16 protein-coding genes are annotated in these 15,246 nt (G+C 70.6%); 6 read left to right on the forward strand and 10 right to left on the reverse strand.

Annotation, left to right across the window (positions count from 1 at the left end):
• From ACQP2Y_RS18360 to ACQP2Y_RS18380, 5 genes are all read right to left on the reverse strand, one after another.
• Nucleotides 1-213, reverse strand: a complete 213-nt coding sequence (locus tag ACQP2Y_RS18360; RefSeq protein ID WP_433729789.1) for a putative signal transducing protein — start codon at nt 211-213, stop codon at nt 1-3.
• The gene (locus ACQP2Y_RS18365; protein ID WP_433729791.1) at nt 213-1,601 is read right to left on the reverse strand and encodes a dihydrolipoyl dehydrogenase family protein; all 1,389 of its coding nucleotides are present in this window, start codon (nt 1,599-1,601) and stop codon (nt 213-215) included. Before ACQP2Y_RS18365 ends, ACQP2Y_RS18360 begins: the two co-directional genes overlap by 1 nt.
• Nucleotides 1,598-1,786 (reverse strand): hypothetical protein, encoded by a 189-nt coding sequence (locus ACQP2Y_RS18370; protein ID WP_433729793.1) that lies wholly within the window; start codon nt 1,784-1,786, stop codon nt 1,598-1,600. The genes ACQP2Y_RS18365 and ACQP2Y_RS18370 overlap by 4 nt, the downstream gene beginning before the upstream one ends.
• Nucleotides 1,787-1,904: 118 nt before the next feature.
• Nucleotides 1,905-2,420 (reverse strand): VOC family protein, encoded by a 516-nt coding sequence (locus ACQP2Y_RS18375; RefSeq protein WP_433729795.1) that lies wholly within the window; start codon nt 2,418-2,420, stop codon nt 1,905-1,907.
• A gap of 108 nt (nt 2,421-2,528) precedes the next feature.
• Nucleotides 2,529-3,350 (reverse strand): hypothetical protein, encoded by an 822-nt coding sequence (locus ACQP2Y_RS18380; RefSeq protein ID WP_433729797.1) that lies wholly within the window; start codon nt 3,348-3,350, stop codon nt 2,529-2,531.
• 384 nt (nt 3,351-3,734) lie between these two features.
• Here ACQP2Y_RS18380 and ACQP2Y_RS18385 point away from each other — a divergent pair, with 384 nt between their 5' ends.
• Nucleotides 3,735-4,301, forward strand: coding sequence for a hypothetical protein (locus tag ACQP2Y_RS18385; RefSeq protein ID WP_433729799.1), 567 nt, complete (start codon nt 3,735-3,737; stop codon nt 4,299-4,301).
• Nucleotides 4,302-4,361: 60 nt separating this feature from the next.
• Nucleotides 4,362-5,192 carry an SAM-dependent methyltransferase gene (locus tag ACQP2Y_RS18390; protein WP_433729801.1) on the forward strand — a complete coding sequence of 277 codons (831 nt, stop codon included), beginning with the start codon at nt 4,362-4,364 and terminating at the stop codon, nt 5,190-5,192.
• Here the strand turns inward: ACQP2Y_RS18390 and ACQP2Y_RS18395 are convergent, their stop codons facing one another.
• Nucleotides 5,193-5,840, reverse strand: coding sequence for an alpha/beta hydrolase (locus ACQP2Y_RS18395; RefSeq protein WP_433729803.1), 648 nt, complete (start codon nt 5,838-5,840; stop codon nt 5,193-5,195).
• Between the two features lie 123 nt (nt 5,841-5,963).
• On the opposite strand from ACQP2Y_RS18395, the gene ACQP2Y_RS18400 reads away from it, so the two are divergent.
• Nucleotides 5,964-6,728 (forward strand): NAD-dependent epimerase/dehydratase family protein, encoded by a 765-nt coding sequence (locus ACQP2Y_RS18400; RefSeq protein WP_433729805.1) that lies wholly within the window; start codon nt 5,964-5,966, stop codon nt 6,726-6,728.
• A gap of 116 nt (nt 6,729-6,844) precedes the next feature.
• Here ACQP2Y_RS18400 and ACQP2Y_RS18405 read toward each other — a convergent pair whose 3' ends face one another.
• From ACQP2Y_RS18405 to ACQP2Y_RS18415, 3 genes are all read right to left on the reverse strand, one after another.
• Complete coding sequence (locus tag ACQP2Y_RS18405; RefSeq protein WP_433729807.1) at nt 6,845-7,291, reverse strand: hypothetical protein; 447 nt, start codon at nt 7,289-7,291, stop codon at nt 6,845-6,847.
• Nucleotides 7,292-7,342: 51 nt separating this feature from the next.
• On the reverse strand, nt 7,343-8,311 hold the full coding sequence (locus ACQP2Y_RS18410; RefSeq protein ID WP_433729809.1) for an NAD(P)-dependent alcohol dehydrogenase: 969 nt from the start codon (nt 8,309-8,311) through the stop codon (nt 7,343-7,345).
• A gap of 113 nt (nt 8,312-8,424) precedes the next feature.
• A complete protein-coding gene (locus tag ACQP2Y_RS18415; protein WP_433729811.1) occupies nt 8,425-9,333 on the reverse strand; it encodes an AraC family transcriptional regulator in 909 nt (302 codons plus the stop codon).
• A 162-nt stretch (nt 9,334-9,495) separates the two neighbouring features.
• Here ACQP2Y_RS18415 and ACQP2Y_RS18420 point away from each other — a divergent pair, with 162 nt between their 5' ends.
• From ACQP2Y_RS18420 to ACQP2Y_RS18430, 3 genes are all read left to right on the forward strand, one after another.
• Nucleotides 9,496-10,269, forward strand: coding sequence for an SDR family NAD(P)-dependent oxidoreductase (locus ACQP2Y_RS18420; RefSeq protein ID WP_433729813.1), 774 nt, complete (start codon nt 9,496-9,498; stop codon nt 10,267-10,269).
• A 206-nt stretch (nt 10,270-10,475) separates the two neighbouring features.
• Nucleotides 10,476-11,594 (forward strand): hypothetical protein, encoded by a 1,119-nt coding sequence (locus ACQP2Y_RS18425; protein WP_433729815.1) that lies wholly within the window; start codon nt 10,476-10,478, stop codon nt 11,592-11,594.
• Nucleotides 11,595-11,764: 170 nt separating this feature from the next.
• The gene (locus ACQP2Y_RS18430) at nt 11,765-11,986 is read left to right on the forward strand and encodes a hypothetical protein (RefSeq protein WP_433729817.1); all 222 of its coding nucleotides are present in this window, start codon (nt 11,765-11,767) and stop codon (nt 11,984-11,986) included.
• 159 nt (nt 11,987-12,145) lie between these two features.
• Here ACQP2Y_RS18430 and ACQP2Y_RS18435 read toward each other — a convergent pair whose 3' ends face one another.
• Nucleotides 12,146-15,199 carry an EAL domain-containing protein gene (locus tag ACQP2Y_RS18435; RefSeq protein ID WP_433729819.1) on the reverse strand — a complete coding sequence of 1,018 codons (3,054 nt, stop codon included), beginning with the start codon at nt 15,197-15,199 and terminating at the stop codon, nt 12,146-12,148.
• Nucleotides 15,200-15,246: the final 47 nt, after the last annotated feature.

A 15,246-nucleotide genomic window follows, 5' to 3' on the forward strand; every position in this document is an offset into this window, starting at 1 on the left:
TCAGCCGACTTCGGCGAGCAACCGGCGGGCCGCCGCCTCGTCAGCGGCGGCCACCAGCACGTGCACCCCCTGCAACTGCAACTGCGGCTCCTGCCCGCCGGCGTCGTCGGCCGCCGAGGCTGCCCGGAGACCGTGGCTGCGCAGCAGGCCCACGATGAGCTCCGCCTCGGTGCGGCTGCCGACGACGGCCACGGACACAGCGGCGCGGTCCATCACGCCTCCTGACCGGCGGGCACGGCCACGGCGGCGGCCCGGGCGCGGGTGATCTGCGCGTCGAGGTCGCGCAGGGCCTGGAAGACGGCCTCGGAGAAGGTCGGGAACGGCTGGATGACGTCGAGCAGCACCGGCACCGGAGTCCCCGTACGGATCGCCAGCGTCACCTGCTGGAGCCACTCACCCGCCTCGGGCCCCAGGGCGTAAGCCCCGGTGATCCGCTCGCCGTCCGACACCAGGGTGAGGAAGCCCGGCTGGGTGTCATAGGCGCGGGTGTAGGTCGACGTACGCGGGACACCGCTGAGCTGGATCGTGGCGGTGAAGTCGCCCTCAGCCGCGCCCACCGCGGCGGCCTGCGGGTCGCAGAAGATGACCCGGGGCACGGCCTCGTAGTGCGCCTCGCGGTGCCCGCCGAGGATGTTCGACGCGACGACCCGGCCCTGGTACTCACCGACGTGGGTGAGCAGCCACAGCCCGGTGACGTCCCCGATGGCCCAGAGGTTCGGCCCGGCGGAGAGGCGCCCGTCGACGGCGATCCCGCGGGGGTTCGGCGTGATGCCGACCGTTTCGAGGCCGATGTCGGTGACCCGCGGCCGGCGGCCGGTCGCTACGAGCAGGCGATCGCCGCGCACCTCGGAGCCGTCCGCGAACGCCAGCACGTACTCATCACCGTCGAGCCGGGCGGCGGTCGGCGCCTGGCCGAGCCGCAGCTCGATGCCGTCGGCGCGCAGGACCTCCGCCACCTGGTCACCGAGAGCCCGCGGCTCCCGCGGCAGCAGGTGATCGCCCCGCTGCACGAGCGTGACGGACCCGCCGAGCCGGGTGACCGCCTGCGCCATCTCGACGCCGATCGCTCCGCCGCCGAGCACCAGCAGTCGCCGGGGCACCTCGGTGAGGCCGGTGACCTCCCGGTCCGTCCACACCCCGGGCAGCTCGGACAGCCCGGGCAATGACGGGAACGCGGGATCGGAACCGGTGGCGACCACCACGTGCTGGGCGGTGTACGTCGTCCCGTCCACCTCGACCGCACCCGGCCCGGCCAGCCGGCCCCGGCCGCGGATCACCTCGATCCCGGCACCGCGCGCCCACGCCACCTGGCCGGCGTCGTCGTAGTTCGACACCATGAAGTCACGCCAGGCCAGCGCCGACTTCACGTCGACGGTCCCGGTCACGGCCTCCTTGGCGCCGGGGGCGTTGCGGGCCCCCGCCAGCGCCTCCCCGGGCCGCAGCAGAGTCTTGGACGGAATGCAGCCCCAGTAGGAGCACTCGCCGCCGAGCAGCTCCCGCTCCACCATGGCCACGCGCAGGCCACCCGCGGCCAGCGCCGCGGCGCAATGCTCCCCGGGCGCGCCGGCCCCGAGCACGATCACGTCGAAGTCGGTGTTCATCGCGGCGCCCCTTCCAGGGCGGCGGTGGCGTCCCGGTACGCCTCTTCCGCGGTCCGGCCCTGCTGGCGGGCGACGACGAAGGCCGCGTACCAGTCCCACCAGTGATGTTTCGGTGCGGTCGGCTCGTACCGGCCGTGGTTGTCCTCGGCCTCACGCAGAAGCTCGGCCAGCGCTGCGACGTCCATCAGGTGCCCTCCGTGTCCGTTGCGAACCGGCTCGCCGCCGGTCACTTCACTCTCGCCCGGCCGGGTCCGGGCTCGCGCCCGGGAAACCCACTGGTCCCCGGGCCCCCGTACCTGTTGCTCAGACGCGGCCCGGCAGCCGGTCGGTGAGCTCCTGGAGCAGCCAGCGGTTGCCGTCGGGGTCCTCGAACGTCGCGTACGAGGCGTAGGAGCGGCGCTCGGGGTCCGGACCGGCGGCGTGGGCGGCGGGGTCGGCGACAAAACCGCCGCCGAGGCTGCCGCCGGCGTCATGGAAGATCTCGCTGACCGGTACGCCCTGGGACACGAGCTGCGCGCGGGCGACCTCGATGTCGTCGACGGCGAGCAGCAGCCCACCGTTCTGGCCGGGCTGGGCGGTGGTGACGCCGGTGCCCAGAATGATCGAGGCCGTCGACCCGGGCGGGGTCAGCTGCACGGCGTGGTAGCCGCCGCCGGGATCGATGTCGGCGTCGAGCCGCCACCCCAGCCCCAGATAGAAGTCCCGGGCGCGGGCCGCGTCGGCGACCGGAAGAACGGCGACCTCGAGCCGGTACGCCACGGTGGTGGCGGCGGGGCCGGCGGTCTGCGGTTCGCCGCTGACATGGGTGCTGCTGGACATGATGACCTCCTCGGACCGAATTGCTGACAGCCCGAAGTCTTCTCGCGCGGCACCTCGGTCGCGCCCGTGTGAGGCACTGGTTTGGCCCCGGGACCCGGACACCCGGGGTCAGCGCGTCTGGAGATCGACCTGGATGCTGTCGGAGTCGGGCACGATCCGTACCCCGGCCCGGGGGTCCGCCGCCGCCACCAGATACCACCGGTCGTTCTTGCGGGTCAGCGCCAGGAGTCCCCGGTACTCGTGCTTGAACTTGGTGTCCGCACCCGGCCCGGCGAGGTGGGTCACCCCTGTTCCGACCAGGCCCAGATCGTCCTCGGAGTGGATCACGACGCGGGGGATCGTGCCCGGATCAGCCGCCGCGAGCCGGGCGGAGTAGAAGCCGCAGATTTCGCCGAGCACGGACAGGATCGCTATCCCGAGGACACCGACGAGCAGCAGGCGACCACGCCGTCCGATCAGTGCCAGGACCGGTACGTGGGGATTGTCCGCGTGCAGCCAGACGAGGGCCATCGCGCACAGCAGCATGCCGCAGGTGCCGGTCGCCCGCAGGGCCTGCGGCAGGAGACTGCCGGAAGGCGCGGTGACGCCCGTCAGCAGGACGAACAGCACCACGGCGGCGAGGACGGCGGCGGTCGCGGCCCGCGGCCGGTCGGCGTGCAGCCGCTTCACCGCCTGGAACGCGGGCACCGCCGCCGACGCGATGAGAAAGGCGATGATCGCCAGCCAGAGCAGCAGGCGGCCGCCCTGCAGCACGATGCCGCTCGTGGCGTCGCCCAGCAGCCGGGCCGGCAGGCCGAAGTAGCCGTGGAAGCTGGCCACGACGAAGTAGCCGAGGAAGTACAGCGCCGCCACGAAGAACGCGGCCTGGGCGACAACCGATTGGATCAGGGGGAGGTAGCGATCAGTCGTTGGTGCCGAGGGGCTGTTCATACCGACCATGGTCGGCCCGGGGGCGCTCAGACGGACGGCCGCAGGGCGCTGAAGCGTACGCCGGTGGCCTGCTCGGACAGCTCCCACAGCCGGCGGCCGTTGTCGGGGTCGGTCGCCGCGGCCGACAGCCGGCCCGGCGCCGGGTGACCGTGCAGCTCGCCCGGCCCGTCCGGGGCGATGAGCTCGCCCGGCCGGGCCGCTGGTTTACCCGGCGTGCCGCGCTGGTTGACCCGGCGTGCCGCGCTGGGCAGGCCCGGGGCGTCGCTACGGCCGGCTGCGTAGCCGATGAGTCGCCGTTCGACGTACGCGGTGGGCCCGGCGATCCGGCACCGTGACAGGGACGCCCGCGGCGTTCATGCCGCACCCGACCCTGAGGAGAGCCTGATGAGGTCAACATCAACGTTGCCCGCGACCCGGCCCGCCGTGGCGGTGAGCGGCTTCGCCCTCGGCCGGAGGTGGCGCCGCGCCACCCTGATCCTGCACATCATCGCCGGTGGCACCTGGATCGGCATCGACGTCATGGTCGCCGTCCTGGTCTGGACCGGGCGCTACGGGCCGGATGCCGAGGTGCGCGGCCTGGCCTACCGGGCGCTGGCGGCCTTCGCGGTGTGGCCGATGCTCACGGCCGGGCTGATCTGCCTGCTCAGCGGCCTCGTGCTGGGTCTGGGCACCAAGTGGGGACTGCTGCGCTACTGGTGGGTGGCGGTGAAGCTGGCGCTGAACCTGGTGCTCTGCACGCTGATCATCGTGGCGCTGGAGCCGGGCATGGCGGCCGTCGCCGCGTACGGTCGGGAGCTGGGGTCCGGAGCGCAACCTCCGGATGAGGTCTCCTCGTTGTTCTTCCCGCCGGCCGTGTCCCTGACGGCCCTGACGGTCGCGACGGTGCTCAGCGTGGTGAAGCCGTGGGGCCGGATCGGCCGGCGTGATCGCCCCACTACGATGGCCCGGTAGGAGCTCGTGGGCACGCTGCTGCGGGACCCGGCGCCACATTGTCCAGGATGACGGGAGACCGTGGTGAGCACCGACGAGCAGTGGGCAAGCGGCGCGTCCCGCATCGACATGACCAGGCCGCACCCAGCGCGACGGTACGACTACTGGCTCGGCGGCAAGGACAACTTCCAAGCCGACCGGGAGGCCGCCGAGGCGATCGCCGCCGTGTTCCCGCACATCCGTACGGCCGCCCGCGAGAACCGCGCCTTCATGCAGCGCGCGGTGAGCCACCTCGCCGCCGAGACCGGCATCCGCCAGTTCCTCGACATCGGCACCGGGCTGCCGACCGCGAACAACGTGCACGACGTGGCCCAGGGCATCGCCCCGGAGTCCCGCATCGTCTATGTGGACAACGACCCGCTGGTGCTCACCCACGCCCGGGCCCTGCTGACCAGCTCCGAGCAGGGCGCGACCGCCTACATCGACGCCGACGTGCGCGACCCGGAGAAGATCCTGCGGGACCCGGCCGTGCGCGAGACCCTGGACTGGTCGAAGCCGGTGGCGCTGCTGCTGGTGGCGGTCCTGCACTTCGTCGAGGACTCCGAGGACCCGTACGGCATCGTGAGCAGGCTGGTCGACGAGCTGCCGGCGGGCAGTTACCTGGTGCTGTCGCACGCGACGTTCGACCCGCTGGACCCGGAGACGATCGCGGCCATGAACGCGGTCAACGAGGGGATCAAGCCGCGCTTCTCCCCGCGTACGCTCGCCGAGGTGTCCCGCTTCTTCGAGGGCCTCGACCTGCTGGAGCCGGGGATCGTCTCGGTGTCCGACTGGCGCCCGCAGGGGGACGGACCGCGGCCGAGCCCCGAGGAAGCCACAGGTTACGGCGCGGTGGCTGCGGTCCGTCGCTGATCACCCGTACGCGATCAGACGTTCCGCCAGCTCGCGTGGTCGGCTCAGCGCGGGCGTGTGTCCGCCGTCGATCTCGTCCGGGGTGATACCCAGGCGTTCCCGGGCGACTCGGCGAAGATAGCCGGGCGGGAAGAGGCGGTCGTCACGGCAGATCAGCACCCGGGTGGGGACGGCGGGCCAGGCCTTCAGCAGCGACGGTTCATTCATCCGGGTCTCGGACTGGTCGCGACCACGGCTGAGGGCCTCGGCGGCCAGATCCGGCGGGACGTCTTGGTAGAACAGGGCAACCTCGTCGTCGTATCGGCCGGCTAGGTCTTCGCTGTAGCCGGTGTGCTTCCAGTAGTCGGCGGGTGCTTCGCCCGGGGCCGGGATCATGGGCGCGACCAGTATGAGCAGGCGCGCTGCTACCCGCTCGCAGACGAGTGGGGCGACGAAACCGCCGGCTGACTGTGCGACGACGATCAGGTCGCTGCGGTCGCCGATCGCGCTGACCACCGTGTCCACGTATTCGGGCAGGCCGGCGGAGTCGTCGTCGCAGGGCAGGTCGGGGGCGACGGTGTCGTGGCCGCGCGCCCGCAGCTCGGCCTCGACCAGGTGCCAGTACCAGCCGATGTCGCCGGCGCCGTGGATCAGGACGTAGGTGGCCACGAGGGGAATCTACGCTCCTGTGAGCCGCCGGGCCTCGAGGTGGTTCTGGACCCGGCGTTGTCTCTGGACGCGGCGCCTACCCGGACCCGGCATGAGATCGCGACGGGTGGGCACATCTTGCCCATGGCTGTGATCCTTCTGACCGGCGCGTCCGGCTCCATCGGGCACATGCTCCGCGAGCGCCTGAGCCATCACCAGCTGCGCCTGACCGACGTGCGGGCCGGCGAAGGGGTCGAGGCGTTGGACGTCACCGACGCGGCGGCCGTCGAGCGGGCGTGCCGGGGTGTGGACGTGGTGGTCCATCTGGGCGGGATCGCCGGCGAGGGGCCGTTCGAGGACGTGCTGGCGGTCAACGTGCGAGGGACCGAGCGGGTGCTGCAGGCCGCGCACGACACCGGGGTGCCGCGAGTGGTGCTGGCGTCGAGCAACCATGCGGTAGGCCTGTACGAGCGTGCCGATGCCGGCCCGGACGGCCTGGCCGACGACGTCCCGCCGCGGCCCGACTCCTATTACGGCTGGAGCAAGGCGGCCATGGAGGCGTTGGGCCGGCTCTACTACGACCGGTACGGCCTGCACGTCATCTGCCTGCGGATCGGCTCGTGCATCGAGCAGCCTGGCGACGCGCGGGATCTGTCGGTGTGGCTCTCGCCCGATGACGTGGCGCGGCTGGTGGAGGCGTCGCTCGGGGCGACCGGGTGGCGGCTGGTGTGGGGGGTTTCGGCGAACACCCGGCGGTGGTGGTCGGCGGTGGGCGGTCGTGCGATCGGCTACGAGCCGCAGGACGACGCTGAGCAGTGGGCTGACACGGTGGGGGAGCCGGATCTGTCCCTGCCGGAGCACCGGCTTGTCGGTGGGACGATGGGGGCCAAGCCGCTCGGGAAGCCGTGACTTCCTCGGCCGGCTCGTCAGGGAAGCGATGTTCGGGAAGTCGCTCAGGTAGCCGTGACTTCCTCGGCCGGCTCGTCAGGGGAGCGATGTTCGCGAAGCCACTCGGGAGGCCCTGACTACCTCCGCCGGCCGGTCAGGGTGCGGAGCAACTGGCGCAAGGACCATCCGCCGGCGGGCTCGCCGGCTGTGGGCAAGGCAGGGGGTGGCGTCCACCGGTATCCCGCCTCGGAGAGGTGCCGCAGCATCCACGCTCGCCCCTGCTCGCCCGTGGTGTCCCAGGTGTAGCTCATCGGCCGCGCTCGCATGGCCCGTTCCCGGGGACTGGCGCGCCGCGCGCGGGTAGATCGCCACCTTCCTTGCGGGCGCGGTCCCAGCGGGAGGTTGTGCGCCCGGTCCGCCAGCGTCCGGATCTCCGCCAGGACCTCGTCGGTGTTCACGGTTCCCGGCTGACGGCTTGGTTTCCCGGCCAGGGCACGGATCTCGATCAGTGCGTGATAGGCGAGCAGGCTGCCGACCGTGCGGTCGTCGACCTCCACGCCAGAGGCTTCCGGTGTTCGGGACACGCTGCCATCATCGCTCAGCCTCGCCAGGTCAGGTTCAGGTCAGGTTGAGGTTCAGGTGAGGGTGAGGGTAATGACGACGTTGCCGGTCTTGTGGCCGCTGTCGACGTACCGGTGCGCCTCGGCGAGGTCGGCCAGCGGGTAGCTGCGGTCGATGATGACGCGAAGCTCGTCCTGTGCGAGCAGGTCGCGCAGTTCGGCCAGGGCCGCGTGCTTGCGCACCGACATGCCGGTGCGCACCCGCGGTCCGCCGGTGATCGCGGTACGCAGGGCGAGCACGTTGTTCACCAGTCCCGTAGTCGGCAGATAGCAGCCCCTCGGCGCCAGCACCGCCCGGCACTGGGCGAACGAGCTCCGGCCCACGGTGTCGAAGACGACGTCGTACCGCTCCCCGCCGGCGGTGAAGTCCTCGACGGTGTAGTCGTAGACCCGTTCCGCCCCCAGCGACTCGACGAGTCTCGCGTTGCGGCCGCTGCACACTGCGTGGACCACGGCACCGGTCCGGCTGGCGAGCTGAACCGCGTACGTGCCGATGCTGCCGGAGCCGCCGATGACCAGGAGCCTCTGTCCTTTGCGGACACTGGCCAGCTCGCGGAGGAAGTACCAGGCGGTGGTGAAGCCGTCGACGCTGGCCGCCGCCTGCGCGTAGCTCACGTTCGGCGGCACCGTGGTGAGTGATGCCCGCTCGGACAGGCACTTGTACTCGGCGTTGGCCCCGACGCCGAAGCCGGTGAACCCGAACACCCGATCGCCGATCTCGTACCGGCTTGCCGCCGGTCCGAGCGCGGTGACCTGGCCGGCGAACTCCAGCCCGAGTACGCGGACGCCCTTGCGGGGGCGAAGCGGTCCGAGGATGAGTCTGCCCCAGCGCGGTTCACCCCGGCGCATGCCACATTCGGCGGAGGTGACGGTGGTCGTGTGCACCTGAACCTGAATTTGGTCACCACGGGGCACGGGCTTCGGCAGGTCAACAGAGGTGAGGACTTCGGGCGGGCCGTACGCCTGGAACATCACCGCTCGCATCGGCCCATCATGGGGTGGCACCGCTGTGACTGCGCTGAGGGTGCCATGGCGGTGGGTCATGGCGATCCACGGCTGGGCGGACGGACCCGACCAGGTGGGCCGGGACGGATGAGTCAGGGCATGGACAGCTCGGGAGACTGTGTGGCGTCGCGCAGGCGGGCAGCGTCCTGGCTCGGTGGAGCGCCGAACTGACGCCGGTACTCGCGGCTGAACTGCGACGGGCTGTCGTAGCCCACCTGATGGCTGACCGCCGTGACGTCGCCCGGCTGCGTTGCCAGCAGGAGCCGGGCCTGCTGGAGCCGGAACTGCTTCTGGAACTGGATCGGGCTCATCGCGGTGACCGCCTGGAAATTGCGGTAGAACGCCGACACGCTCATGCCGGACATCCGTGCCACGTCCTGCACCTGGAACGATTCGCGGTAGTTGTCGCGGATCCACCGCACCGCGCGGGCCACGTGGGCCAGGCTGCTGTCGGCCAGGCCGAGCTGGCGTACGGTGGCGCCCTGCTCGCCGGTGATGAGCCGCCACAGGATCTCCCGGGCGATCAGCGGGGCCAGCACCGGGATGTCGCGGGGCCGGTCGAGCAGGCGCAGCATGCGAATGGCCGCATCGATGAGCTCGGGCGGTGCGTCGCTGACGGCCATCGCGGACGGTGTGCCGCCGCCCGGTGCCCGGGGCAGGTCGCCGGGTGGTGCGTCGAGCAGCAGCTGCGCGATCGCTGACGGTTGCAGGACGAGACCGAAGCCGAGCGCCGGCCGTTCGGGACTGGCCTCGGTGTAGTAACCGGTGACCGGCAGGTCGACCGAGGCGACCAGATACTGCCCGGCGCGGTACTCGTACACCCGGTCGCCCAGCGCGAGCATCTTCGCTCCCTGGGCGACCAGGGCCAGCACCATGCCGGACATTGATGTCGACGACTGGAACGCCTGCTCGGCCCGGCCGATCAGGACGCCGTCGATGGGGGTGGTCCCGTCTTCGCGGGCGTGGCGGGCCAGCAGGGCGCGCAGTTCGTCGAGGGGCACGCATTCGATTAGAGCATCCCGGCCGCACTCCTCACAAGGAGAGGATCAGGCAAGGGTACGCGAGCATCGCTCTACTGTTTGGCCTGCTCATGACGGTGTAATGGATCCATAGACCTCGCAGTGAGCCTAACAGGGCTCCATGAATGAACAGGTGGGAACAGCATGAAGGTCGCCATCGTCATCGGTGCCAGCTCGGGCATCGGGCAGAGCACAGCGGTCCAGCTGGCCAAGCGGGGGACGGACGTCATCCTCACCTACAGCGGCAACGAGGCCGGCGCGCGGGACACGGTCGCCGCCATCGAGAAGGAGGGCGGCACCGCCGTCGCCCTGCGGCTCGACATCGGCCGCAGTGAGACTTTCCCGGCGTTCCGTGAGCAGGTCGTGGCGGCCCTGCGCGACACCTGGCAGCGGGACACGTTCGACTACCTGGTCAACAACGCCGGGTTCGGCGGGATGTCCATGTTCGAGGACACCACCGAGGAACTGTTCGACAAGTTCATGCGGGTGCTGCTGAAGGGCCCGTACTTCTTGACCCAGACGATTCTGCCGCTGCTGACCGATGGCGGAGCTGTCGTTAACGTGAGCAGCAACTCGGCGTTGCCGACCGGACTGGTGGATGCCGGCTTCTCCGCGTACGCCGCGATGAAGGGTGGCCTGAACGTGCTGACCCGGTACCTCGCCAAGGAATTCGCGCCGAGGGGCATCCGGGTCAACGCCGTCTCGCCCGGCCCGACGCGGACCCGGCTCTCCGACTCCTCCGGCGTCGCGGCCTTCGAGGCGTACCCCGAAGTCATCCCGGCCCTCGCGGCCAAGACCGCCCTCGGCCGTATCGGCGAGCCCGACGACGTCGCCATGGTGATCGCCACCCTGCTCGGCGAGGAGGGCCGCTGGATCACCGCGCAGAACATCGAGGTCTCCGGCGGCTACGACCTCTGATCGGCCGTGTTTCGCCGAGTCGGTGAGGTTACGAAGCGTCCAGGTTTCCGTTTCGCCGGCTGGGTGTGGCGACTCAGCGTTCGGTCCCGTTCCGCTGAGTCGGCGAGGCGACAGAGCGTTCCGTGAACGAAACCGCTGCCGTCGGTGACGAACAAGGTGACATGGCCATTGACCGAGGAGCCGACACCTTGTATCCGATCCGAAAAATGAGTCTCATCCTGACCGCCGGCACCGTCGTGCTGACCGCCGCTGCAGTCCCGTCCATGGCGACCGCGGCCGCGCCACCCGCCGCCACCACGGGACGGCTGGTCCAGCTGCACTCGCTGGGTGGTCAGGGGTCGTTCGCCAAAGCCATGAACGAGCGTGGCGACATCATCGGCGCCAGCGTTGACGCCGCCGACAACTATCGGGCCGTGGTGTGGTGGCAAGGCCGGCGTACCCCCACCGCCCTGCCCGTCAAGGGCGCCACGGCCGGCGACATCAACGAGAAACGGCACATCGTCGGGGGCGTCGAGGGCGGACTGTTCCTGTGGCGCGGCCGGTCCGTCAGCTACCTGAAGCGGCCCGCCGGTGCCTCGTTCGGGGCGACCTTCATCAACGAGCGCGACCAGGTCGCGGGCACCGCGACCGACAGCAACGATGCCTCCCGTGCCTTCGTGTGGGCGCGTGGGCGGATGACGATGCTGACGACTCCCAAGGGAATGGACAGCCGGGCCGTCGGGATCAACAACCGGGGTCAGGTCATCGGTGTCCTCACCACGCCCGGCGTCTCCACCGAGCGGGCGGTGCTGTGGCAGCAGGGCCGGATGACCGAGCTGGGCACCCTGGGCGGAGAAAGCAGCACGCCGACGGCGATCAACGACCGGGGTCAGGTGGCCGGCACCAGTGCGGTCGCCGGGTCGGCCGGTGACCACCCGTTCCTCTGGCAGCGTGGTCGGATGACCGACCTGCTCACCGGTACGGGCGCCACCGCCGGCCGGGTCGCGGACCTCAATCAGGCCGGGATGGTCACCGGCGCCGCCAGCTTCGGCACCAGTGACTCACGGCCGGTTGTCTGGCGGGCCGGCCGGATGATCGACATCGGCCTGCCCGGGCACATGGGCGCGGCCTTGGACATCAACGAGCGCGGCGACGTCACGGGTTACACGAGGACGGACCCGCAGAGTTTCGCGGTGCCGTTCCGCTGGCGCAAGGGGCAGACCACGCTGTTCCCCGAGCCGGCCAGTGACATCGCCATCACGGTCATCGGCATCGACCGGCGCGGCGTCATCGCGGTGGACCAGGAGACTTCGCAGTTCGGCAACCTCGTCCTGCGGTCAGCCTGATCAGGTGAACCCACGCCGGGCGCTCAGCGCCCGGCGTGGGTTGTGCGCGCCCGAACCGGTCAGGAATCGAGAAGCGGCCGCCACCGCACCGCACATAGCGTGACCGCCGTGAGATCCCATCGCGGCGGCCCGCCGCAAGTTGGGGTCAGCCACTTCAGGAGGAGGTCCCCATGAACAAGTGGATCCGGCAGTTCCACCGCTGGCTCGCCATCGCCTTCACGGTGACGGTCATTGTCACGTTCGTCGCCCTCGCGCAGGAGGACCCGGTGGTGTGGGTGTCCTACGTGCCGCTGCTCCCGCTGGCGCTGCTGCTGTTCTCCGGCCTGTACCTGTTCGCCCTGCCGTATCTCACCAAGCGGCGCAGCAGGCGGAGCGTCGCCGCTGAGGGCTGAGCGCGCGCTGGCCCGCCGCCTGGACCCGAGGCCATGCGCGGCGAATCGCCGCCGAGAGCTGAGGTCGCAGGCGGCATTCGCCGCCCAGCGCCGACGCGCGTCGCCGCCCAATGCCAATGCCAATGCCGCGTCGCCGCGCAGGGCCAACCGACCGTCCGATCAGCGGCTGGCAGCGTCAGCGAGCGCCCGCTCCACCGGAACAGGCCGCCCCAGATAGAACCCCTGCCCAAGCGGAACCCCACACTCAACCAACGCATCCCGCTGCTGAGCCGACTCGATCCCCTCGGCGATAACCGTGCAGTTGTGCTCCCCGGCAAACTCCACCAAAGACCGGATCGAGGCACGGCGAGCCCCCTCAGCCTCAACCCCGGCCAAGGATGCTCGCCCCAACTTGAGGAAGCCCGGCTTCAACGACTCCATCCGAGCCAGGGTGTCGTAACCCGCCCCCGCGTCATCGACCGCGATCCGAACCCCCGCCGGCAGGTTGTCCAGATCAGCACCCTCGGCGTCGGAGATCTCCAGGATCAGCGGCCGCGCACTCTCCGCCAGCAACGGCTCCAGCTCACGAGGCCGCCGCAACAGGTCACCGGAGACGTTGACCGCCAGCCACGTGTCCTCCGGCAACGCGTTCGCCGAGGCCAACGCCGCCCGGATCAGCGCCGCATCCAGGTCGATGTGCACCCCCTGCGCCTGCGCCGCCGCCAGGCCGCGTTCCGGCCGGGTGCCGTCAGCGAACCGGGTGAGAGCCTCATAACCCACCACCGTCCCCGACCTCAGCTCGAAGATCGGCTGGAAGACCGTGAAGAACGTGAACTCCTCGAACGAGTTCGACCGCGGCTGCGGGTCCTGCGGCCCGCGCCGGGACCGACTCCCGACCGGTGCCTGAGCCGACCGCACCGCCACCAGGCCCGACGAGCCCTTGTCGGAACGGTAGTGCAACACCGAGGCCCAATCACCGATCGCGCCGGTCGCCGCCATCGCCCGGCCCTCCGAGTGGGTGGCCGGCGTCGGCTGCTTGCCGGTACCGCGGGAACGCTTGGGCTGTACGGGCCGGTACAGCCAGTTGCGCAGGTGCGTGACCAGGTCCACGACAGTGTTGCCGACCCCGACGAACGCCACCATCGCGTACGTGGCCAGCACGAGATTCAGCCCCGCGAAGACCAGGTTGTCCCACTGGTGCAGCTGCACGTCACGCACAGCGGTCCACGCGCACAGGGCGATCAGGGCCAACGGCGCGATCAGGTACGTGGTCGCTGCGGTCGTTCGGTTGCGTACTTTCGGCGTACGTTTGAAGGCGCTTTTTTCTCCGGTCAGCAGTTGCAGGATCGAGGCGAAGCTGCCGGAGAGGTTGACCGGCAACAGGATCAGGTTGAAGCCGTAGACCCGCAGCACGTCCAGCCGCTTGTAACCACAGGCTTTCAGGTCCGCGCTCATCATCAGGAAGTACGGCACCGACACCAGCAGCAGGATCGGGTTGAGCAGGTCGGCGTTGAACGGGTACGCGAGCATGACCACCAGGCACACGGAGCTCCAGAAGATGGAGGCCATGTAGTTCACCCGCAGGAACAGTTCACCGAAGCGGTTCTTCTTGCCCCGCGCCGTCCGCGCCCGGAACTGGTCCTTGAGCCGGGACAGGATCAGCAGGCCGCCGTTGGCCCAGCGCTGGCGCTGGATGCACAGTGAGCCGAAGTCCGGCGGTGTGGCGCTGTACGCCATCCGTTCCGGGTAGTTGTAGAGCGTCCAGCCGTGCACCCCGAGGTCGATCGTCGACTCGGTGTCCTCGATGACCGTCCGGTCCTGGATGTAGCGGCTGATCTCCCAGTCACCCTCGTAGGCGACCTCGCGGATGTCGTCCAGCGCCTTCTTGCGCAGCACCGCATTGGCGCCGACCCAGAATGTCGCGTCGTAGTGGGTCATGCCCTGGTGCACGATGTGCTGGATGTCAGTGGTGGCACCGGACATGCGCTCGATCCGGGTCGCCGAGCCCGGGAACGCGCTGTACGGCGTCTGCGCCACCGCGTCCCGCTCGTGCGCGCCCTGCTCCATCAGGTGCACCAGCCGCAGGCAGTATTCCGGGAGCAGCACGCTGTCGGCGTCCAGGGTCAGCACGTAGTCCGGGTCGGGCACGACCAGCTCGGCCTGCCCCGGCCCGGCCGGCACCAGCGCCACCCCGAGCGGGGTGCTGACCTCCTGGTAACCGCCGCCCATCAGCCCGATGTAGCTGTTCAGGTTCATCGCCTTGTTCGCCTCGCTCGACAACGAGACGTACCGCTTGCGCTCGAAGCTCGTCACCGACGCGTCGAAGATGGCCAGCAGCCGCCGGTACAGCTGGGTCAGCCGTTCCACCGGCAGGGCCGCCTCCTCGTCGGCGCCGGAGCCCAGCGCCTCGGCGATCGTGCCGAGGTCCTCGGCCAGCGCGTTGAGGATGTGCTCGACGAAGAAGACGTCGGTGTGGTCGACCATGTCCTGCCGCCGGCCCAGCCCGATGAGCCAGCCCGCGGCGAACCGGTACTCGGCGGCCAGGTCACGCATGTCTTCGGTCGTGGCGGCGCGCTCGTCACGCTCGGCGAGGGCTTCCTCGAACCGTTCGTATGCCGCCTGCACCCGGCCGTACGGGACGCTGAGCTCGGCCTCGAGCGCGCCCGGCAGCGCGCGGGCGGCCAGGAGCAGGTCGCGGGCGGCGCGGGTCCGCGGTTGCTGCGGGTCGTCGATGAGCAGCACGACCCGCAGCCCGGGATACTCCTGCAGCGCCGCGGAGAGCAGTGTGGTGCGGATGACCCGCTCATCCTCCTGGTACGAGGGCACGATGACCGTCACCGACGGCGTCGTCCCCTGCAGGAAGTTGTCCAGGACGATGCGTGGCGCCCGGTGGTGGGCCCGGGTGCGGTAGAAGTAGCCGATCCGGGTGATCAGGTACGCCGTCGCGGAGGCGGCCAGCCCGGTCACCACGATCATGTAGACGATCGCCTCGATGGCCAGCCGCGCGGTGCTCGCCCGTCCGGCGATGAACTGCTGGATCACCGTACCGATGAGGTAGCAGGCCCAGACGGTGATGGTCAGCACGATCGCGAGCCGGCCGCGGGCGATGCGGCCCTCGGAGATCGGTGCCGGCACCAGCGGGTGCGGCGCCGACCGCCGGTCGGCGCCCCACTGGCGCGGGGCGTCCGGACGGCGCTGGTCCACCGGGTTGCGCTGCATCAGGTCGCCCTTCACTGTCGTACGGCACCGGCCATCGGCGGACCTGTCGCGCCCGTTCGACC

This window comes from Actinoplanes sp. CA-051413 (genome assembly GCF_050955795.1).
Lineage (GTDB): Bacteria > Actinomycetota > Actinomycetes > Mycobacteriales > Micromonosporaceae > Actinoplanes.